This window comes from Agrobacterium sp. 5Ca39 (assembly GCF_055382365.1).
The window spans coordinates 2281334-2300375 of the sequence record NZ_AP026436.1; the positions used below are offsets into that span (position 1 = coordinate 2281334).

22 protein-coding genes are annotated in these 19042 nt (G+C 59.2%); 9 read left to right on the forward strand and 13 right to left on the reverse strand.

Annotation, left to right across the window (positions count from 1 at the left end; translation table 11 throughout):
* Window positions 1-9: 9 nt before the first annotated feature.
* From mdh to sdhC, 7 genes are all read right to left on the reverse strand, one after another.
* On the reverse strand, window positions 10-972 hold the full coding sequence (gene mdh, locus ACZ47E_RS11260; RefSeq protein WP_004443804.1) for a malate dehydrogenase: 963 nt from the start codon (window positions 970-972) through the stop codon (window positions 10-12).
* Window positions 973-1150: 178 nt separating this feature from the next.
* Window positions 1151-2314, reverse strand: a complete 1164-nt coding sequence (gene zapE / locus ACZ47E_RS11265; protein WP_004443806.1) for a cell division protein ZapE — start codon at window positions 2312-2314, stop codon at window positions 1151-1153.
* 92 nt (window positions 2315-2406) lie between these two features.
* Complete coding sequence (locus ACZ47E_RS11270) at window positions 2407-2949, reverse strand: protease inhibitor Inh/omp19 family protein (RefSeq protein WP_004443808.1); 543 nt, start codon at window positions 2947-2949, stop codon at window positions 2407-2409.
* A gap of 204 nt (window positions 2950-3153) precedes the next feature.
* A complete protein-coding gene (locus tag ACZ47E_RS11275) occupies window positions 3154-3933 on the reverse strand; it encodes a succinate dehydrogenase iron-sulfur subunit (protein WP_004443810.1) in 780 nt (259 codons plus the stop codon).
* A 15-nt stretch (window positions 3934-3948) separates the two neighbouring features.
* Complete coding sequence (sdhA, locus tag ACZ47E_RS11280) at window positions 3949-5790, reverse strand: succinate dehydrogenase flavoprotein subunit (protein ID WP_113382041.1); 1842 nt, start codon at window positions 5788-5790, stop codon at window positions 3949-3951.
* Window positions 5791-5797: 7 nt separating this feature from the next.
* Window positions 5798-6178: a succinate dehydrogenase, hydrophobic membrane anchor protein gene (gene sdhD / locus ACZ47E_RS11285; RefSeq protein ID WP_006698234.1), complete on the reverse strand. Its 381-nt coding sequence runs from the start codon at window positions 6176-6178 to the stop codon at window positions 5798-5800.
* A gap of 12 nt (window positions 6179-6190) precedes the next feature.
* Complete coding sequence (gene sdhC / locus ACZ47E_RS11290) at window positions 6191-6583, reverse strand: succinate dehydrogenase, cytochrome b556 subunit (RefSeq protein ID WP_004443817.1); 393 nt, start codon at window positions 6581-6583, stop codon at window positions 6191-6193.
* A 305-nt stretch (window positions 6584-6888) separates the two neighbouring features.
* Here sdhC and ACZ47E_RS11295 point away from each other — a divergent pair, with 305 nt between their 5' ends.
* Window positions 6889-7257 (forward strand): hypothetical protein, encoded by a 369-nt coding sequence (locus ACZ47E_RS11295; protein ID WP_184288545.1) that lies wholly within the window; start codon window positions 6889-6891, stop codon window positions 7255-7257.
* Here ACZ47E_RS11295 and ACZ47E_RS11300 read toward each other — a convergent pair whose 3' ends face one another.
* From ACZ47E_RS11300 to tsaD, 5 genes are read right to left on the reverse strand one after another with little or no spacing between them, the layout of a single operon-like run.
* Window positions 7258-7902 (reverse strand): class I SAM-dependent methyltransferase, encoded by a 645-nt coding sequence (locus tag ACZ47E_RS11300; protein ID WP_278067050.1) that lies wholly within the window; start codon window positions 7900-7902, stop codon window positions 7258-7260.
* Window positions 7903-7909: 7 nt separating this feature from the next.
* Complete coding sequence (locus tag ACZ47E_RS11305) at window positions 7910-8353, reverse strand: EVE domain-containing protein (protein ID WP_004443825.1); 444 nt, start codon at window positions 8351-8353, stop codon at window positions 7910-7912.
* A 6-nt stretch (window positions 8354-8359) separates the two neighbouring features.
* Window positions 8360-8653 carry a YciI-like protein gene (locus tag ACZ47E_RS11310; RefSeq protein WP_153776808.1) on the reverse strand — a complete coding sequence of 98 codons (294 nt, stop codon included), beginning with the start codon at window positions 8651-8653 and terminating at the stop codon, window positions 8360-8362.
* A gap of 17 nt (window positions 8654-8670) precedes the next feature.
* On the reverse strand, window positions 8671-9654 hold the full coding sequence (locus tag ACZ47E_RS11315; RefSeq protein WP_022556945.1) for an NAD(P)H-dependent glycerol-3-phosphate dehydrogenase: 984 nt from the start codon (window positions 9652-9654) through the stop codon (window positions 8671-8673).
* On the reverse strand, window positions 9654-10751 hold the full coding sequence (gene tsaD / locus ACZ47E_RS11320; protein ID WP_037090213.1) for a tRNA (adenosine(37)-N6)-threonylcarbamoyltransferase complex transferase subunit TsaD: 1098 nt from the start codon (window positions 10749-10751) through the stop codon (window positions 9654-9656). Before tsaD ends, ACZ47E_RS11315 begins: the two co-directional genes overlap by 1 nt.
* A gap of 73 nt (window positions 10752-10824) precedes the next feature.
* On the opposite strand from tsaD, the gene hemC reads away from it, so the two are divergent.
* The 6 genes from hemC to ACZ47E_RS11350 all read left to right on the forward strand — a co-directional run bounded on the left by hemC (window position 10825) and on the right by ACZ47E_RS11350 (window position 16857).
* Window positions 10825-11754 (forward strand): hydroxymethylbilane synthase, encoded by a 930-nt coding sequence (gene hemC, locus ACZ47E_RS11325; protein WP_278067051.1) that lies wholly within the window; start codon window positions 10825-10827, stop codon window positions 11752-11754.
* Between the two features lie 4 nt (window positions 11755-11758).
* Window positions 11759-12499: a uroporphyrinogen-III synthase gene (locus ACZ47E_RS11330; RefSeq protein WP_006698238.1), complete on the forward strand. Its 741-nt coding sequence runs from the start codon at window positions 11759-11761 to the stop codon at window positions 12497-12499.
* Window positions 12500-12572: 73 nt separating this feature from the next.
* The gene (locus ACZ47E_RS11335) at window positions 12573-14012 is read left to right on the forward strand and encodes a COG4223 family protein (protein WP_278067052.1); all 1440 of its coding nucleotides are present in this window, start codon (window positions 12573-12575) and stop codon (window positions 14010-14012) included.
* A gap of 4 nt (window positions 14013-14016) precedes the next feature.
* Window positions 14017-15633 (forward strand): heme biosynthesis protein HemY, encoded by a 1617-nt coding sequence (locus tag ACZ47E_RS11340; protein WP_278067053.1) that lies wholly within the window; start codon window positions 14017-14019, stop codon window positions 15631-15633.
* Between the two features lie 14 nt (window positions 15634-15647).
* Window positions 15648-16136: a tellurite resistance TerB family protein gene (locus tag ACZ47E_RS11345; protein WP_004443844.1), complete on the forward strand. Its 489-nt coding sequence runs from the start codon at window positions 15648-15650 to the stop codon at window positions 16134-16136.
* Entirely contained in the window at window positions 16126-16857 is a 732-nt protein-coding gene (locus ACZ47E_RS11350) for a glutamine amidotransferase (protein WP_042936033.1), read from the forward strand. The genes ACZ47E_RS11345 and ACZ47E_RS11350 overlap by 11 nt, the downstream gene beginning before the upstream one ends.
* A gap of 115 nt (window positions 16858-16972) precedes the next feature.
* Here the strand turns inward: ACZ47E_RS11350 and ACZ47E_RS11355 are convergent, their stop codons facing one another.
* Window positions 16973-18205 carry an MFS transporter gene (locus ACZ47E_RS11355; protein ID WP_278067054.1) on the reverse strand — a complete coding sequence of 411 codons (1233 nt, stop codon included), beginning with the start codon at window positions 18203-18205 and terminating at the stop codon, window positions 16973-16975.
* A gap of 244 nt (window positions 18206-18449) precedes the next feature.
* On the opposite strand from ACZ47E_RS11355, the gene ACZ47E_RS11360 reads away from it, so the two are divergent.
* Both ACZ47E_RS11360 and ACZ47E_RS11365 read left to right on the forward strand, forming a co-directional pair.
* Window positions 18450-18740 (forward strand): YggT family protein, encoded by a 291-nt coding sequence (locus tag ACZ47E_RS11360; RefSeq protein WP_004443850.1) that lies wholly within the window; start codon window positions 18450-18452, stop codon window positions 18738-18740.
* Window positions 18737-19042 (forward strand): DUF167 domain-containing protein, encoded by a 306-nt coding sequence (locus ACZ47E_RS11365; RefSeq protein ID WP_037090205.1) that lies wholly within the window; start codon window positions 18737-18739, stop codon window positions 19040-19042. The genes ACZ47E_RS11360 and ACZ47E_RS11365 overlap by 4 nt, the downstream gene beginning before the upstream one ends.

A 19042-nucleotide genomic window follows, 5' to 3' on the forward strand; every position in this document is an offset into this window, starting at 1 on the left:
TTGAAGTTGTTACTTCAGCGACGGAGCGATGTTGATGCAGGCTTCGCAGAGACCAGCGACAGCGCCGACGGACTTCTGGAAGGCAGCCTCTTCTTCCTTGTTGAGTTCGATCTCGATGATGCGCTCGATGCCGCCTGCACCGATGATGGTGGGAACGCCGACATACATGTCGTCTACGCCATACTGGCCCGAAAGGTGGGCAGCGGCGGGCAGAACGCGCTTCTTGTCCTTGAGGTAGGATTCAGCCATCTCGATTGCCGAGGCAGCCGGGGCGTAATAGGCCGAGCCGGTCTTCAAGAGACCAACGATTTCGGCGCCGCCGTCACGGGTGCGCTGGATGATCTCTTCGAGACGCTCGGCGGTCAGCCAACCCATCTTTACGAGATCGGTCAGCGGAACGCCGGCAACGGTGGAGTAACGGGCGAGCGGCACCATGGTGTCGCCGTGGCCGCCGAGAACGAAGGCGGTGACGTCTTCAACCGAAACGTTGAACTCTTCGGCGAGGAAGAGGCGGAAACGCGCGCTGTCGAGAACGCCGGCCATGCCGACGACCTTGTTCTTCGGCAGGCCGGAGAACTTCTGCAGCGCCCAGACCATGGCGTCGAGCGGATTGGTGATGCAGATGACGAAAGCGTTCGGCGCGTATTTTTTGATGCCGGCGCCGACCTGTTCCATGACCTTGAGGTTGATGCCGAGAAGATCGTCGCGGCTCATGCCGGGCTTGCGGGCAACACCAGCGGTGACGATGCAGACGTCTGCGCCTTCGATGGCAGCGTAATCGGATGCGCCGGTGAGCTTTGCATTGAAGCCTTCAACCGGGCCGGACTGGGCAATATCCAGGCCCTTGCCCTGCGGGATGCCGTCAGCAATATCGAAGAGGACGATATCGCCCAGTTCCTTCAGGCTGGCCAGATGCGCCAGCGTGCCGCCGATCATGCCAGAACCAATAAGTGCAATCTTTTTGCGAGCCATCGAATGCTTCCTCTTGAGCTTCAATTCAATTTCACCGCGCCAAACCGGCAGCCAAATTGTCGCACTCCGATTAGACCCATTGGCCAAAATAGGCAACAGATTCTTTTCTGCTGAGTATTTTCAATCGTTTAGATCAATATTTTCTTACGTAAACGTAAGAAAATGCGTCACGAAAGTGTCAAACTTTCTGCCGTTTTTCTTGATGAAGCGCCAGATAATCGGCGCTACGCATTTCAAACAGACGCGAGGCGGTGCGATCGAACTCGAAACCTTCCGTTCCCTTGCGTTTGCCGAGCAGATCTTCCGGCATCGCTGCCGCCGATGCGAACAGCCTGACGCTGTGATCATAAAGCGCGTCGATGAGGATGATGAAACGCTTGGTTTCGTTCCGTTTGTCCGCGTTCAAAAATGGAATGTGGTCGATGAAGACCGTGTCGAAACGATTGGCGATGGCAAGGAAGTCGGAAGCCCCGAGCGGCTTCTCGCAAAGGTCGGAAAAGGAAAAACGCGCCACACGGCCGCTGGCGCGCGGCACCAGGATGGAACGACCCTTCATGGGTATCTCGGTTGGTGCAACAAGGTGCCCGCCGGTCATGTGCCGCCACGCCATATCCATCGCCTGATCGGCCGCGCCATCAAGCGGCGTCACATAGACCGGCAGGCTTTCCAGCTTCTCCATCCGATAATCGGTGGGACTGTCCAGCGTCACCACCTCCACATGCTTCTTCAGCAGCTCGACAAAGGGCAGGAACAGGCCGCGATTGAGACCATCCTTGTAGAGATTGTCCGGAACGACATTGGAGGTCGTCACCAATGTGCAGCCATTGGCGAAGAGCTCGCTGAATAGCCGCGCGAGGATCATCGCATCAGCAATATCCGTCACGGTAAATTCATCGAAACACAGGAGTTCGGCCTCCGCCAGAAGCTGGGCGGCGACAGGCGGAATCGGATCGGCCTGTTTGGTCTCGCCATTCTTCAGCTTCTGCCGGTGCGCATGCACACGATTATGCACATCCGCCATGAATTCATGAAAATGGCAACGCCGCTTGGAAGAAACGGGCGCCATTTCGTAAAACATGTCCATCAGCATCGTCTTGCCGCGGCCGACACTGCCATAGACATAAAGCCCTTTCACCGTCGTTGCTGGACCGGCCTTGCGTGCGAACATCCAGCCGAGCGCGCTCTTCTTCTTGGCAGGCTTGCGGGCCTTCAGATCGGCGAGAATTCTGTCGAGATGGGCCGCCACACCAAGCTGGGCGGCATCGGCCTGCAAGGTGCCAGCTGCCGTCAATGCGTTGAGCTGTTCAACGACACTATGATTGTAATCAGGCAATGGCTTCATGAAAAGACGCCCCGGTCGCGGATGCAGCACGGAACCCGCGACGAATGGAATGGCTTAGAGCAGAATGAACGTTCCGGCTGCACCGGAACGACTCATCGGCTGAGGCTGAGCGGCTGCCCGCTATTGGTCGTGCCGTCGAAGCGTGCGTCTGCGCTCTTGTAGACGCGGCCGATAGTGTCACCCGAGCGATTCTTGAAGACGACCATCTTGCCGGATACTTCCCAGGACCCCATCGCCGTCAGCTCGCCGGAGCAACCACGCGTGCCGCCACGCGATCCGCTGCCCAGGTTGGTGAGCGTCAGGAACATATCGCAATTGGCCCCGCCATTAGAAACGCGCCAGTTGCCGACCATGGATTCCTTGGTCACGTCGAGAGCTGTTGCCGGTGGAGCAGCGGATGCAACATTGGTGCCGCCGGGTGTCGCCGAAGCAGGCGCCGACGGGAACTGGCTGCCATTGGCACCACCGGGCGGCGGCAGGGCGCCAGACTGAACGGAGGGCACCGGCTGCGCCTGCAGGGGCGGCGTATAACCGGGATTGTTGCTGGCGTTGTTGTTGTAATCGTAGGAGGTACGTTGGCAACCGGCAAGGCTCATCACAACCGCAAGGCCCGTCACCACATATCTGAATTGCATATCAAGCTCCCGATTCTCTCGCTTCCGGAAAGACGATGATCAAACAAGAAGGCTGAATTATTACCAAAGCCTTATCTTGCGCAAGCGATGGCCGGGATAATTACCATTTCGGTCAATTTTTACCGAATTTTCCCACGCCGGGTTGAAAAAAGGGCCACGGTCGAGACCGCGGCCCGATAAATCTCTGTGGTCGGCGATTCGTCCTCAGACGCGGCGCTCAACCATCATCTTCTTGATTTCCGCAATCGCCTTGGCCGGGTTCAAGCCCTTCGGGCAAGCCTGCGCGCAGTTCATGATCGTATGGCAGCGATAGAGACGGAACGGGTCCTCGAGATTGTCGAGACGCTCGCCGGTCGCCTCATCGCGGCTGTCGATCAGCCAGCGATAGGCCTGCAACAGAACGGCCGGACCCAGATAACGGTCGCCATTCCACCAGTAGCTGGGACAGGACGTGGAGCAGCAGGCGCAGAGAATGCACTCATAAAGACCGTCCAGCTTCAGGCGATCCTCATGGCTCTGCTTCCATTCCTTGGCGGGTGTGGGCGAAACCGTCTTCAGCCAGGGCTCGATCGAGCGGTGCTGGGCGTAGAAGTTCGACAGGTCAGGAACAAGGTCCTTCACGACAGGCATATGCGGCAGCGGATAAACCTTCACCGTGCCGTTGATCTCGTCCATGCCCTTGGTGCAGGCGAGCGTATTGGTGCCGTCGATGTTCATCGCGCAGGAACCGCAGATGCCTTCGCGGCAGGAGCGGCGTAGCGTCAGCGTCGGGTCGATGTTGTTCTTGATGTAAAGAAGCGCATCGAGAACCATCGGTCCGCAATCATCGACATCAATATAGAAAGTGTCGATGCGCGGGTTCTGGCCGTCATCCGGGTTCCAGCGATAGACGCGGTATTCGCGCACATTCTTGGCACCATCCGGCTTCGGCCAGACTTTGCCTTCGTTGATCTGGGAATTCTTGGGGAGAGCAAGTTCAACCATATCCAGTTCCTCAAATCAGTAGACACGCGCCTTCGGCTCGATCTTTTTCGGATCGATGCCGTCGGCGATCAGGTCGGTGTGAACCGGGCGATAGTCGAGCTTCACGTCGCCTTCGGGGCTGACCCAGGCAAGCGTATGCTTGCGCCAGTTCACGTCGTCGCGACCACCGAACGGACCGTCGACGAAATCCTCGCGGGCATGCGAACCGCGGCTTTCCTTGCGCGCTTCCGCGCCGTAGACCGTGGTGATGGCATTGGCCATGAGGTTATGCAACTCGAGCGTTTCGACCAGATCGGAATTCCAGACCATCGAACGGTCGGTGACCTTGACGTCGGGCAGTTCCTTCCAGATCGCCGAGAGACGGCGGCAGCCGCTTTCGAGCGATTCCTGCGTGCGGAACACGGCCGCATCGTCCTGCATGGCGCGCTGCATCTTGTCGCGCAGCACCGCCGTCGGCGTCGAGCCGTTGGCGTAACGCAGGCTGTCGAAACGTTCCATGATCTTGTCGCAGGCCGCAACGTCCAGCGCGGGAACCGGTGCATCGCGGTCAATGACCTGGGCAGCGCGGATGGCGGCGGCACGGCCGAAGACCACGAGGTCGATCAGCGAGTTCGAACCAAGACGGTTGGCGCCATGAACCGAGGCGCAACCGGCTTCACCCACAGCCATCAGGCCTGGCGCAATGCGTTCCGGGTTGTTGGCATCGGCGTTCAGCACTTCACCCCAATAGTTGGTCGGAATGCCGCCCATATTGTAGTGAACGGTCGGCAGGACCGGGATCGGCTCGCGCGTCACGTCAACGCCTGCAAAGATCTTCGCGCTTTCGGAGATGCCCGGAAGACGCTCATGCAGGATCGCCGGATCGAGATGATCGAGATGCAGGAAGATGTGATCCTTGTTCTTGCCGACGCCGCGGCCTTCACGGATTTCCATCGTCATGCAGCGCGAGACAACGTCGCGCGAGGCAAGGTCCTTCGCCGAAGGTGCGTAACGCTCCATGAAGCGCTCGCCTTCGGAGTTGACGAGATAACCGCCTTCGCCGCGCGCGCCCTCAGTGATGAGGCAGCCCGCGCCATAAATGCCGGTCGGATGGAACTGCACGAATTCCATGTCCTGGAGCGGCAGCCCGGCACGGGCGATCATGCCGCCGCCGTCACCGGTGCAGGTATGAGCCGAGGTCGCCGAGAAATAGGCACGGCCGTAACCGCCGGTCGCCAGAACCACCATCTTGGCGGAGAAGCGATGGATCGTGCCGTCATCGAGGTTCCACGCCACGACGCCGGTGCAGCGGCCATCCGGCGCCATAATGAGGTCGAGCGCGAAATATTCGATGAAGAATTCCGCATTGTTGCGCAACGACTGGCCATAAAGCGTGTGCAGAATGGCGTGGCCGGTACGGTCGGCGGCGGCGCAGGTGCGCTGCACCGGCGGGCCTTCACCGTAATTCTGCATGTGGCCGCCGAAGGGGCGCTGGTAGATCTTGCCTTCTTCGTTACGCGAGAAAGGCACGCCGTAATGCTCCAACTCATAGACCGCCTTCGGCGCTTCCATGGCGAGATATTGCATCGCATCGACGTCGCCCAGCCAGTCGGAGCCCTTTACGGTGTCGTAAAGGTGCCACTGCCAACAGTCGGGCGTCATGTTGGTGAGCGATGCGGCGATACCGCCCTGCGCTGCCACCGTGTGGGAACGCGTCGGGAAAACCTTGGTGATGCAGGCGGTCTTGAAACCCTGTTCGGCCATGCCGAGTGTAGCGCGCAGACCGGCGCCGCCGGCGCCCACCACGATCACGTCATAGGAGTGATCGACATAGGTGTAGGCCTTGCCATTCTGGGAAGGTGAACTGATCGAAGCCATGGCGAACTTATCCTACGAATGCGATTTTCAGGATGGCGAAGACAGACAGGCCACCGATGAGGATCGCGAAAAATGTGTTCAGCATCAGAAGAACGAGTTTCGAAACTTCGGCGTGAATGTAGTCTTCGATGATGACCTGCATGCCGAGCTTCATGTGGATGAGACCGGAGACCAGCACCAGAGCCATGATGACAGCGACAAGCGGGTTGGAAAGCGCAGCGACGACTTCCGGATAGGGCGCGCCGGCATATTTGATCAGGAAGACAACGAAAAAGGTCAGCAACGGAATGTTCGAAACGGCCGTCAGGCGCTGGCGCCAGAAATGGTCGGTGCCTTCCTTGGCGGAGCCGAGACCGCGAACCTTCCCGAGAGGTGTACGCATATCCATGTAAGTATCTCCTCAGCGCACGATCAGGACGATGACCCAGATCAGCGCGGTCAGACAGATAGACGCCACGAAGGAGGCCTTTGCCAGCTTGGTGGTGAAGTGCTTCTCGAAGCCGTGCCCGAGGTCCCACATCAGGTGGCGCAGGCCGCCGATCATGTGGTGAACCAGCGCCCAGGTGTAGCCGACGAGAACGATCTTGCCGATGATGGTGCCCATCGCCCAGCTGACCCAGTCATAATAAGCTGGACCGGATGCCAGCGCGATAAGCCACCAGGCGACCAGGAGCGTACCGAAATAGAGCGCGCCACCGGTCACGCGGTGGATGATGGAGGCCACCATCGTCGGAATCGGCTTGTAAATTTGAAGATGCGGCGACAGAGGCCGGTTATTTGTCACATTCGCCATCAGAACCTCGCGGCGTTTTCCCGTGCGTCCACAAGACAGGACGCCCCCAAGCAACAGCACATGACGAAAGAATGTGCATTGCACCAACCGCGACGTTTAATCACATGGGCGCATCACCACAAGCACATTTCATGGCGGATTCCAATTTAATCGATTGGTTCGCGAATTTTTTTTGGAATTTTTTTGCATAAAAATAAAAAATCGAGCGTTTCCAAGATTTACGCCCTCAAAATATTTACCTTTACGTAATTCCGAAAAGGTGTAATTTACGATTGGTTAACTCAAAAAACCGGAGCATGAAGCTCATGTTACAGCACCGAATCGTTGCCTTGGTCATGATCGTTTCAGGCGGGATTTCAACTTACGCGCTGCCCTCTTTGGCGGGCGATTTTCATAGTCAGAATTCCTATCGTCACAGTCAATCGCAAGTCAGCTTTTCAACTGACGGCCTGCCGTCCACGCTGCCTGGGGGCACCTATGTCGGAAGCATTTCCGCGCTAAGAGTTCGAGGGAACGGCAATTATTTCGCGACTGGCAGCGGAATATCGCCGCAGATTGCCACGACCGGACCCCGTTTATTGCCGGCGCCCAGAGCAAAAATCATTACCGTGAATACCGATAATGCGGATGATGCCTGCGTTTACCAGCACGGTGTCTGCATTATTCGCCCCTGATCAGAGGAAGCGCCAGACGGTGGTCTTCTTCACTTCGCTGTCTTCCAGTGCACGGCTGACGGTAACATGATAGGTCGCGAGGGCCTCAAGACGCTGTTTCGGCAGGTAGGCCCTGCCTGGATCTCCAACGAGAACGCTGACGCCCCGGTCAGTCAGGTTTATAAACCATGGCACGAGGAGATCCGCAAAGGCCCGGTCGTAAAAGACATCTCCTGCCAGCAGGACATCAGCCTCAATGGCCCGGCCGATCAGATCGGCGTGGGTAAAGCCGATATCAACCCCATTCAGGCCTGCATTCATACGAACAGCCGTTTCCGTCCACGGATCTATATCGGCGGCAAGCACGGTCGCAGCGCCGGCCTTTGCAGCAGCTATGGCAACCAACCCGGAGCCGCTGGCAAAATCCACCACACGCTTGCCGCTTACGCTTTCCGTGTGATCGAGCACATAACGGGCAAGACCCTGCCCGCCGGCCCAGGCAAAAGCCCAGAAAGGCGGCGGCAAGCCAATCTGCTCCAGTTCCTCTTCCGTCTTCAGCCAGAGCTCATGCGCTTCGGTCGCGAGATGAAGGGAGAGTTCCGGCACATGAGGCGGATGCATGATGCCGGTATTTTCGAGGATGAAGCGTTCGGGATCGGTCCTCACCGACGCTTCAATCCGGGGATTTCGGAGGATTTGCGAGCCCGCCCATGCGGCAGACTTCAAGATACTCCTCTTCCGTCACCGGCTGCACGGAAAGCCGCATGGAGGTGACAAGCGACATATTCGCGAGCTTCGGATTGGCCTTAACATCCTTTAGCGAAACCGGCTGCGGCATATCGCAGACGGCGCGGATGTCGACACAATCCCACTTCAGATCACCTTCGGCGGTCGAGTCCGGATGCGACAACGCACAGACTTCGACGATGCCGACAACATCCAGTCCCTCATTGGAGTGGTAAAAGAAGCCCTTGTCGCCAATCTTCATGGCGCGCATGTTGTTGCGCGCCTGATAATTGCGCACGCCGGTCCACTCTTCGCCAGCCTCGCCCTTGGCCTTCTGCATCTCCCACGACCATTTGAACGGCTCGGACTTGTAAAGCCAATAATTCGCCATGCCCGCTCAAGCTCCCGGATTGTTGAAGACCCAGTTATAGGGCTTCACGTCCACGCTTTCGAACAGGCCAGCCTTTGCATAGGGATCGGCTTCGGCAAGAGCCTTGGCCGCATCGATATCGGCGGCTTCCACGATGACGAGGCTGCCATTCGGCTTGCCTTCAGAGTCGAGAAAAGGCCCGGCGATCTTCAGCGTGCCCTCGGAATTGAGCCTGTTCAGATGCTCCAGATGCGCCGGGCGCGTTTCCATGCGCACGTTCAGGTGGCCGGGCTTGTCCTTGCAGATAAAAGCGAACAGCATTTTCGTCTCCTTATGCCTTATTCGGTTGTGATGGGCCGTGTCATCAATTGTTGCATGGCGCTCGCCACATCCAGATTTCCGTCGATGATAGCGGCCACCGCTTCGGTAACCGGCATGTCCACGGTGTGACTTTCTCCCAGCCGGGCGGCGACGGCAGCCGCAAAGGCACCCTCTACCAGCCCGCCGGACATGTCCTTGCCGTTACCGCGGCCAAGCGCGATGCCGAAACGCAGGTTGCGCGACTGGTGGCTGGTGGCGGTCAGCACCAGATCGCCAAGACCGGAGAGGCCGCGTACCGTATCGGCCTTGCCGCCCATGGCAACGATGAGACGCGACATTTCGGCAAGCCCGCGCGATATCAGCGCCGCCCGGGCGGAATCACCAAGGCCCGCGCCTTCAACGATGCCGGCGGCAATGGCGAGGATATTTTTGAGTGCGCCACCAAGCTGCACGCCGATGCGGTCTGTCGAGGCATAAAGCCGGAAGGTCTTGCCGGAAATCGTGGTCGCAAGCCGCTCGGCTATTGTTGCATCTTCCGCCGCAATCGCCATGGCTGTCGGTAGACCTCGCGCAATATCGGCCGCGAAGCCCGGACCGGAGAGAACCGCGATCGGATGACGGGGCAATTCCGCTTCCAGAAGTTCCGTGAGCAGCCGACCGGAACTCCGGTCGATACCCTTCGCGCAGGTAACGACGATCGAGTCATTAGCCAGATAAGGACGATAATGACGAGCCGCATCGGCATGAGCCTGCGAAGGCATCGCAAAGAGGACGATGCCGGCACTGGTCAGAACATCCGGCTCGGCGGAAAATTCAAGCACATCCGGCAGTTCGACGCCAGGCAGCGCCGCCTCATGTACGCGGTCGCTCCTGAGGTCGGCCATCAGGGATGGATCGCGGCCGAGCAGGATCACGTCGTGCCGGTTTTCCAGCGCGATGACGACGGCAAGCGCAGTTCCGAAGGCGCCGGCGCCGATGACGACGATTTTCTCCCGCTGCATCAGGCCTTGGCTCCCCTTTTACCGAAACCGATCAATGTCTCCGCACTGCCGTCGAGCGGCCAGCGCGAGCGCGGCGGGATTTCCAGCGGATCGGCTTCTCGGCCGTCGGCCATTCGCTCCAGCCCGGCCCATGCGATCATGGCCGCATTATCGGTGCAGAGCCGGTGCGGCGGCGCAACGAAACGAAAGCCATGGGTATCGCAAAGCGACTGCAGCGTCTGGCGGATTTGCTGATTGGCCGCAACGCCGCCTGCGACGACCAGGGCAGGCTGGGTTTCCATATGCGGAAACTCCTGCTTGAAACGGGCAAGACCACGGCCAATCCGGTCCTTGAGTGTGCGTGAGACCGCTTTCTGGAACGATGCGCAGATATCGGCAATGTCCTGCTCGGACAGCGGCGCGATCGCGGTCGCCGCCTGCCGTACCGCCGTTTTCAGGCCGGAAAAGGAAAAATCGAGCCTGGTCTCGCCGACCATCGGACGAGGAAGCGGAAAGCGGTCGGGATCGCCTTTTGCCGCCGCCTTCTCAACCGCAGGGCCCCCGGGATAGGGCAGGCCGAGAAGTTTCGCGGTCTTGTCGAAGGCCTCGCCGAGCGCATCATCGATGGTGGTGCCCCAGCGCTCATAATCGCCAACGCCACGCACCAGCACCAGCTGAGTATGGCCACCGGACACGAGCAGCATCAGATAGGGAAAAGATAGACCATCGGTGAGGCGCGCCGTCAGTGCATGTCCTTCCAGATGGTTGATCGCATAAAGCGGCTTGCCTGCTGCTTTTGCGATGGCCTTGCCCGTCATCAAGCCCACCAGCAGGCCGCCGATCAGCCCGGGGCCGGAGGTAGCAGCAACGGCATCGACGTCGGCAAGGGTCACGCCCGCCTGCTCCAGCGCTTCTTCCACGAGCGTATCCAGCGCCTCGACATGGGCCCGTGCGGCAATTTCCGGCACCACACCGCCATAGGCGCTGTGTTCCTCGAGCTGCGACAAAACGACGTCGGAGACGATCTCGCCGCGCCCATCCGCATGCCGAACCACAATGGATGCAGCGGTTTCGTCACAGCTTGTCTCTATGCCGAGGATACGAAGAAAGGGGGTCATCACATCTGTTCGTTCATTGCGATCATGCGCGGAGTTGGTCTAAGACAACTCCGGTAACAATGGATAGACGCGGATGCAAACAAAACCTTTCCGAATCGGCACGCGCGGCAGCCCGCTGGCGCTCGCACAGGCTTATGAGACGCGCAACCGGCTGATGGCGGCGCATGGTCTGCCGGAAGACATGTTCGAAATTGTCGTGCTATCCACCAAGGGCGACCGGATAACCGATCGCGCCTTGTCCGAAATCGGCGGCAAGGGCCTGTTTACCGAAGAGCTTGAAAGCCAGCTCCTGTCAGGCGAACTCGATATGGCCGTGCATTCCTCAAAGGACATGCCGACCGTTTTGCCGCAAGGCCTTTATCTGTCCGCCTTCCTGCCGCGTGAAGACATACGCGACGCCTTCATCGGCCGCACCGCGCCGAAGCTGCTCGAACTGCCGCATGGCGCCGTGGTCGGCTCCGCATCCCTGCGTCGCCAGGCGCTGATCCGTCGCCTGCGGCCGGATCTGAGCGTGATCATTTTTCGCGGTCAGGTCGATACAAGGCTGCGTAAGCTGGAGGAAGGCCAGGCGGATGCGACACTTCTTGCCCTTGCCGGCCTGAATCGGCTCGGAAAGGACAATGTTCCGACGGAAATTCTTGACCCGAAGGAGTTCCCTCCTGCTCCAGCCCAAGGCGCAATCGGCGTGGAAAGCCGCATCGGCGATACGCGCATGGACGAACTGCTCGCGCCCATAAACGACAGGCCCACTCATGATTCAGTGAGCTGTGAGCGCGCCTTTCTGGCGGCGCTTGACGGCTCCTGTCGCACGCCGATTGCCGGTTATGCCACCTGTGACGGCGAGGAACTGCATTTTTACGGCCTCATCCTCACCCCCGATGGCCAGACGAGCCATGGCATCGAAATCTCCGGCAACCGCAGGGATGCGGCGAGACTGGGCCAACAGGCCGGCGAAGAGGTACGCGCCAAGGCAGGCAGCAGTTTCTTCGAAGGCTGGGGCTGAGCCAATGCGGATCGTCGTCACCCGGCCGCAGCGTTCGGGCGAAAGGACGGCCGCAAAACTCGAAGCGCTCGGCCACAGGCCGGTGCTACTGCCGCTGTTCTATCCCGTCCATCATCACGAGCGCGCCATCTCGGCGCTGTCGCACCCAATGACGGCCATCGCCGTGACCAGCGCAGAGGCTTTGCGGGCACTGGAGACATCACGAGACCGGCTGGTTCCCAATCTGTCAAAACCGCTGTTCGCCGTCGGAAGGGCAACGGCTGAAGCGGCGGAAAAAATCGGTTTCAAACACATTCTCACCGCTTCCGGCGACGCCGTAAGTCTGAACGCGCTGGTGACTGAACGCGCGGCCCTGTTTTCCGAGAAAGAACCCCTGCTTTATCTCGCCGGCCGACCCCGTGGCGCCGTCTTCGAGGAAGGCCTTGCCGCCGCCGGCATTGCCTTCAAAACGGTCGACTGTTACGAGATGCTGCCCTGCAACGTTCCTGAAACTGTGCTCGAAACGGCCCTGGTGAAAAACGCGGCGGATGTGGTCCTGCTTTATTCATCGGAAGCGGCGCGGGCATTTTTCCGTCATGTATCGACGGAAAAATACGAAAAGGCTTTGGCGAGAACACAATTCATCTGCATCAGCCGCAACGTGTTTTCTCTCGTTCCGGAAATCTTCCGCGTAAACGCGGTTGCTGCCAAAGAGCCGAGCGAGGCTGCAATGTTTGAACTTCTGCACCGCAACTCTGGAACCTAATTCGAGCTCGCCTCTTTCCTTTGCCGCCGTCACTGACTAGGTTTAGAGTACTGCAGGCAGAAATGAGGTTGTCATGGTATCGGGAAAGCCGCCACGCCACTCCAAGTCCAAAGCCGAACCGGTCACGATCGACCTGGACGCCAAAGACGTGAAAGCAGTTTCCGCCGACGTGGATGCCGCCGAGACCGACAAAAAGCCCGGTGACAAAACCCCGGAGACCGCAGCGGATTCCGCAGTTTCGGATATCAGATCGGAAGCAACCGCAACAGGCAATGCCGCACCGATATGGGATCAGCCAAAGAGACCCCCTCTCGAGCCCAATGTCGGGAAAGCGGACGCCGTGGCGGCGACACCGAAGGCGGAGAACCTGGATAACGGACAGAAAGCGCCTGTCTCGCCCTCCTCCGCTCCGCCTCAAGCCGATACTAAATCTTCGACAGGCACCGCCCAGACGACCGCTGCCGCGGCTGCAACAGCAAAGCCTGCCTCCGGATCCACAGCCTCCACCAGCGCATCCGGCGGCGCCACCACGGCAAAGCCTTCGACCGCGACCTCGTCCTCAGGACCGGCAAAGCCCTCCATACCACAGCGGGTCGAAAGCAAACAGGCGGCGACCTCGGGCCTGATCGCGGCAGGTATCGTCGGCGGCCTTGTGGCGCTCGCCGCCGCCGGCAGCATGCAATATGCAGGCATCCTGCCCTCCTTTAATGCAGGCAAGGCGGAAAGCGAGGAAATCGCTGCCCTTAAAACCGATCTGGACAGCTTGCGCCAGCAGCTTGCCAATGCGCCAGCCTCCGACACCTCGGCGCTGGAACAGCGCATCGCAACCCTTGAAGGCGTGAAGGGGGAGGCCTCGCAGGTCGATGGGCTGTCAGAGAAAATCACCGCCCTCGAAGCGGCTCTCCAGTCGGAACGGTCTGCGCAGACTTCGGCGACAGCGGAACTGACACGCCGTCTCGCTGATGCTGAAGCCAAGATCAACGAGCCGCGCGACGATATCGAAGTCGCCCGCGCCATAGCATCGGCCTCGCTGAAGGCCGCGATCGATCGCGGTGGACCGTTCCTGACGGAACTTGATACCCTGTCCAAGGTAACGCCCGACGATCCGGCCATCGCATCGCTGCAATCCTTCGCCGCAACGGGCGTACCATCACGCTCGGAGCTGATGCAGAAGTTCCCCGATGTCGCCAATGCGATGCTCTCAGCCATAAACCAGCCTGACCCCAATCAGGGCATCATGGAACGCCTGACCGAAAGCGCCTTTTCGCTGGTGAAGGTGCGACCCGTCGGAAACATCGAAGGCGAAACCCCCGAAGCCAGGATCGCACGCATGGAAAACAAGCTGCGCAATGGCGATCTTCAGGGCGCGGCACTTGAGTGGAACGGTCTTCCGGATGCCGCCAAGACGGCATCCGCTGATTACAAGAAATCTCTGGATGCGCGCGTCGAGGTCGAAAATCTGGTGGGCAGCACGTTGAACCGCGCCATCACCAGCACCGGCAGGCAGGGGTAAGGGCATGACCAGAATTCTGACTTTCGCCGTTATCGTTCTGGCTCTCGGTTTCGGTTTCTCATGGCTGGCTGACAGGCCGGGCGTCCTTTCCATCGTCTGGCAAGGTCAGCTGATCGAAATGAGCCTGATGGTCGCAGCCTCCATCATCGCGGCGCTCATCGCTGCTGCCATGCTGCTCTGGTGGATCGTCAACGCCGTATGGACTTCGCCTAATGCCGCCCGTCGTTATTTCCGCGCGCGCAAGCGCGACCGCGGTTATCAGGCGCTCTCCACTGGCCTCATCGCCGCTGGCGCTGGCAATGCCATTCTTGCACGGAAGATGACGGCCCGCACGCAGGGACTACTGAGTGCTGATCAGGAGCCGCTAATTCACCTGCTCGATGCACAGGCCGATCTCATCGAAGGCAAATATGATGAGGCGCGCCGTAAGTTCGAGGCCATGGCGCGTGATCCCGAAACGCGCGAACTCGGCCTTCGCGGCCTCTATATCGAGGCACGTCGTCAGGGCGCTTACGAAGCCGCCCAGCAATATGCCGAGGACGCCGCGGAAAAAGCACCCTATCTGCCATGGGCGGCACAGGCGACGCTGGAAAACCGATGCCGCAATGGGCAGTGGGACGATGCCATCCGTCTGCTTGATCAGCAGAAGGCGGCCAGCGTCATCGAACGCGGCGAGGCGGAGCGGCTGAAAGCCGTGCTTCTCACTGCCAAGGCCGGCGAGAAACTGGAAAGCGACCCGGTAGGTGCGCGCGAGGACGCGAAGCACGCTCTCAAGCTTGCAAAAGGCCTCGTCCCGGCAGCGCTTATCGCGGCAAAGTCCTACCTGCGCGAAGACAATCTGCGCAAGGCCGCCGCGATTCTTGAACCCGTCTGGAAAAACGATCCGCATCCTCAGATCGCCGAACTTTACATACGTGCGCGCAGCGGCGATACTGCCATCGACCGGCTGAAGCGGGCAGAGCGGCTTGAAAGTCTGAAGCCCAACAACATCGAATCCCTGTTTGCAGTGGCGCAGGCGGCGCTCGACGCCAAGGAATTCGCCAAGGCCCGGGCGAAGGCCGAGGCCGCCGCCCGGATCGAGCCGCGTGAAAGCATCTTCCTCTTGATGGCCGATATCGAGGAGGCCGAAACCGGGGATCAGGGCCGTGTGCGCTACTGGATGGCGCAGGCACTGCGCGCGCCGCGTGATCCGGCATGGGTCGCCGACGGTATCGTCTCTGAAAAATGGCTGCCGGTCTCGCCTGTCACGGGTCGTCTCGATGCCTTCGAATGGAAAGCGCCTTTCGGGCAGCTGGAAGGCCCTGTTGAAGATCTGACAATCGAAAACGCGATTGCCGCAGCACCCGCAAGGACCGAACCGACGGTAAAGACGGTCGTCGTGGAAACCGCGCCCGAGACCCGTGCGGAGCCAAAGCGGGCTTCGGCTGAGCCCATAGAGGTAAAACCGAGTGTTTCGGCTCCGACGGAGAAAAAGCCCGTCACGATCGAAGCGCCGGTGGAAACCGAAGCGGCGAATGAAAAGGCCGAAGCAGTGCCCTTTTTCGGCGGTGCGCCAGATGATCCGGGTGTGAAGAAACCCGGCGCGGAAGCCGAACCCAAGACACGGCTCAAACTCTTCTGACGAGCAGGCTATCGATGTTCCAGCAAATACAGTCGTTTATTCAGAACCTCGTCGGCCCGCAGGCAGGTGATTTCAGTCCCGATGATCTGAGGGTGGCGGTAGCCGCCCTCTGTTTTCAGGTCATGGAAGCCGATGGCACCATCTCGAAAAGCGAGCGTGATCGTCTTCGCGAAATTCTGCATGAATATTACCATCTCGACGGCGGCAAGCTTGATGCCCTGCTCGCCGCCGGCCAGGAGGCCGGCAAGGAAGCCGTCGATTATTACCGCTTTACCACCGATATCCGTCGCCACTTGGATGAAGATCAGCGCGTGGAGCTTATTGGCATATTATGGGATATTGTTTACGCTGACGGCGAACGAAGCGAGATGGAAGACCATGTGATCTGGCGTGTCGCGGATCTGCTGGGTGTTTCCGTGCGCGACAGGGTCCTGCAACGTCAGCAGGCCGCCACGAGGTCCGGACCCGCTGAAGAAAGCGAAAACGAAGACGATGCTGTTTGACCCCTCCAGGCAACAGAAACAACAACCTTCACTGCTCATCGTCCTGCATCAGGAACGCTCCACGCCCGGTCGCGTCGGCCAGATGCTGGTGGAAAAAGGGTATCGTCTGGATATAAGGCGCCCCGCGCTCGGCGATGACCTGCCACAGACGCTGGAAAAACACGCCGGAGCCATCATTTTCGGCGGCCCGATGAGCGCCAATGATCCGCATGATTATGTCAAAGCCGAAATCGACTGGCTGAAAGTGCCGCTGAAGGAAAACAAGCCTTTTCTCGGCATCTGTCTCGGTGCGCAGATGTTGTCCAAACATTTGGGCGGCAGGGTGGAAGCCGACAGGGACGGCAAGGTGGAGATTGGCTGGTATCCGCTCCATGCCACCGAACATGGGCGGCTTCTGATGCCGCACTGGCCGAAGATGGTCTATCACTTCCATCGCGAAGGCTTTGAGCTGCCGCGTGGAGCCGAACTTCTGGCATCGGGCGAGACCTACCCCAACCAGGCCTATCGATATGGAAAAAATGCCTGGGGCCTGCAGTTTCACGCCGAACTGACCCGTGCCATGATGCATAGCTGGGTGGTGCGCGGCGCGCAGCGTTTCGGCATGCCCAATGCCCAGGTGGGCAGCCAGCATCTGGAAGGCCGCATGCTGTTCGATACCCCGCTCAGGGCATGGCTCAGCAATTTTCTCGATCTGGTTTTTGAGGGCAAGGCGCAGCGCTAGAGCATTTCCGGTAAAGATGCGCTGCGGCTTTACGTCCGGATAATCCGTGAAAACAAAAAGTTGGATCGTTTTTGCGCTTCGAAGAAAAGCCAAGACGATCTGAGACCAATGGCTGTCAGTGCGGCGCGTCGAGATTGTCGATCTTGCGCAGCTTGGAAAAGCCGAGCGCCCAGATGACCGCCACGGCGAGCGTGCCAGCCCCGCCGATGACAACGGCTGGAACGGCACCCACAACATGAGCCATGGTGCCGGCACGAAACTCACCCAGTTCGTTCGATGCGCCGACGAAGACCATGTTCACCGCGTTCACACGCCCGCGTACCTCATCCGGTGTCCAAAGCGCGATCAAAGTTTCTCGCACATAAACCGATACCATGTCCGATGCGCCCATGACTACCAACGCGGCGATGGACAGCCACGCGGTTTGCGAAAGTCCGAAGACCACGGTTGAAACGCCGAAAAGGCCAACGCCAGCGAACATCAGCAGGCCGGCATGGTGACGAATGGGCTTGAATGCCAGAATGACGGCGACGGTGATGGCGCCGATACCGGGCGCCGCGCGCAGAAGCCCGAGGCCCCACGGGCCGAGCGTCAGCACTTCCTTGGCAAAGATCGGCATCAATGCAACCGCGCCGCCCAGCAACACCGCGAAGAGATCGAGCGATATTGCACCGAGGACGATCTTCTCCTGCGAGATGAATTTAAACCCGGCGAGCATGGTTTCGAGGCTGATCGCCTTTGCCGGGCCGCGTTGTTCCGGCTTGCGGATAGCCACCGCAAGTCCTGCGGAGACGATAAAAAGCACGAGCGCCACACTGTAGGCAACGGAGGCGCCGAGACCATAAAGCAGGCCGCCGGCAACGGGACCGAGAATAGAGGCCATCTGCCAGGAGGAAGAATTCCAGGCGATGGCGTTCGGCAAATCCTCTACCGGCACGAGATTGGGCGCCAGCGACTGGACCGCCGGTCCCATGAAAGCGCGCTCTATGCCGAAGACGACAAGAATGGCAAAAACCGGCCAAGGGGAAAAGCTGTGCGTGAGTGTCAGCGCCATAAGAGCGACGGCACAGAGCGCCGCAACCATTAGGCATATGGCCATAATACGCCGGCGATTGTGCCGGTCGGCAACCGTTCCCGTAACAAGGATCAAAAGAAGGGACGGCAGAAACTGGAAAAGACCGATCAGGCCGAGATAAAAGGCATTGCCGGTCACTTCATACATTTGCCACCCAACCGAAACACTGACGATCTGTATGGCAAAGGCCGAAAAAAACCGGGCGCCGAAGAAACGTCGATAGGATGAATGCCGGAATGCACCGAAACGGTTTTCGGCAGAAGGAAGAGACATCGGCTGGGTGCTCGCGAAGAAAATGTGTGATGGCAATAAAGCGATATGACAGGAATCGCCAGCCCTCACCATCGCGATCGCGCAAAGTGTGAGCGTTTTTTGCGTGAAATCTTGCCGCCGGGTTATGAGTTAGACCACGATCACGGCAGGTGAATCTAACCGGTGATGATTACGATTCGGCGCAACACTTGCCGGTTCAGCGACGAATGTCTAAATGTCTTGCAACCAAGATACGGAGATATTGATGCTTGCCCTGTTTCAGACCATCGATCTGGCCTTGAACCTCTATACCTGGGTGCTGATTGGCAGCGCCATTTTTTCATGGCTTTACGCCTTCAACGTCATCAATTCCCGCAACCAGTTCGTGAACGCCATCGGCAGCTTTCTGTTCAATGTCACGGAACCGGTTCTGCGCCCCATCCGTCGCGTTCTGCCCAATCTCGGTGGCATCGACATTTCGCCGATCATCGTGCTCCTGATCATCTTCTTCATCCGATCCTTCATGTGGAACACGCTGTACCCGATGTTCGCGTGAACGGCTGCTGGCAAAAACACGGTGATCATATCCGGCTCTCCGTTCGCCTCACGCCGAATGGCGGGCGGGACGCGATTGATGGAGTCGAGCTCGATGCGGACGGAAACGCGCAGCTAAAGGCCCGGGTCAGCGCCGTGCCGGAAGGCGGTAAGGCGAACAAGGCCCTGACTGTTTTGCTGGCAAAGAAACTTGGCGTACCCAAAACCGCCATCAGCTTCGTTTCGGGCGAAACAGCGCGCAAAAAAATCCTCCGGATCGACACCGACCCGGAGGATTTTGAAGACCGATTGAAAAAGCTTTAG

Bases quoted from the DNA above. Each gene is read 5' to 3' on its own strand.
- ACZ47E_RS11330 (WP_006698238.1), top strand. From the start codon at position 11,759: ATGCGGATCGTCGTCACCCGGCCGCAGCGTTCGGGCGAAAGGACGGCC.
- mdh (WP_004443804.1), bottom strand. From the start codon at position 972: ATGGCTCGCAAAAAGATTGCACTTATTGGTTCTGGCATGATCGGCGGC.
- sdhC (WP_004443817.1), bottom strand. From the start codon at position 6,583: ATGGCGAATGTGACAAATAACCGGCCTCTGTCGCCGCATCTTCAAATT.
- ACZ47E_RS11360 (WP_004443850.1), top strand. From the start codon at position 18,450: ATGCTTGCCCTGTTTCAGACCATCGATCTGGCCTTGAACCTCTATACC.
- ACZ47E_RS11335 (WP_278067052.1), top strand. From the start codon at position 12,573: ATGGTATCGGGAAAGCCGCCACGCCACTCCAAGTCCAAAGCCGAACCG.
- zapE (WP_004443806.1), bottom strand. From the start codon at position 2,314: ATGAAGCCATTGCCTGATTACAATCATAGTGTCGTTGAACAGCTCAAC.
- ACZ47E_RS11310 (WP_153776808.1), bottom strand. From the start codon at position 8,653: ATGCTGTTCGCTTTTATCTGCAAGGACAAGCCCGGCCACCTGAACGTG.
- tsaD (WP_037090213.1), bottom strand. From the start codon at position 10,751: ATGACCCCCTTTCTTCGTATCCTCGGCATAGAGACAAGCTGTGACGAA.
- ACZ47E_RS11340 (WP_278067053.1), top strand. From the start codon at position 14,017: ATGACCAGAATTCTGACTTTCGCCGTTATCGTTCTGGCTCTCGGTTTC.
- ACZ47E_RS11305 (WP_004443825.1), bottom strand. From the start codon at position 8,353: ATGGCGAATTATTGGCTTTACAAGTCCGAGCCGTTCAAATGGTCGTGG.
- ACZ47E_RS11355 (WP_278067054.1), bottom strand. From the start codon at position 18,205: ATGTCTCTTCCTTCTGCCGAAAACCGTTTCGGTGCATTCCGGCATTCA.
- ACZ47E_RS11315 (WP_022556945.1), bottom strand. From the start codon at position 9,654: ATGCAGCGGGAGAAAATCGTCGTCATCGGCGCCGGCGCCTTCGGAACT.
- ACZ47E_RS11345 (WP_004443844.1), top strand. From the start codon at position 15,648: ATGTTCCAGCAAATACAGTCGTTTATTCAGAACCTCGTCGGCCCGCAG.
- ACZ47E_RS11350 (WP_042936033.1), top strand. From the start codon at position 16,126: ATGCTGTTTGACCCCTCCAGGCAACAGAAACAACAACCTTCACTGCTC.
- ACZ47E_RS11275 (WP_004443810.1), bottom strand. From the start codon at position 3,933: ATGGTTGAACTTGCTCTCCCCAAGAATTCCCAGATCAACGAAGGCAAA.
- hemC (WP_278067051.1), top strand. From the start codon at position 10,825: ATGCAAACAAAACCTTTCCGAATCGGCACGCGCGGCAGCCCGCTGGCG.
- sdhA (WP_113382041.1), bottom strand. From the start codon at position 5,790: ATGGCTTCGATCAGTTCACCTTCCCAGAATGGCAAGGCCTACACCTAT.
- sdhD (WP_006698234.1), bottom strand. From the start codon at position 6,178: ATGGATATGCGTACACCTCTCGGGAAGGTTCGCGGTCTCGGCTCCGCC.
- ACZ47E_RS11295 (WP_184288545.1), top strand. From the start codon at position 6,889: ATGTTACAGCACCGAATCGTTGCCTTGGTCATGATCGTTTCAGGCGGG.
- ACZ47E_RS11270 (WP_004443808.1), bottom strand. From the start codon at position 2,949: ATGCAATTCAGATATGTGGTGACGGGCCTTGCGGTTGTGATGAGCCTT.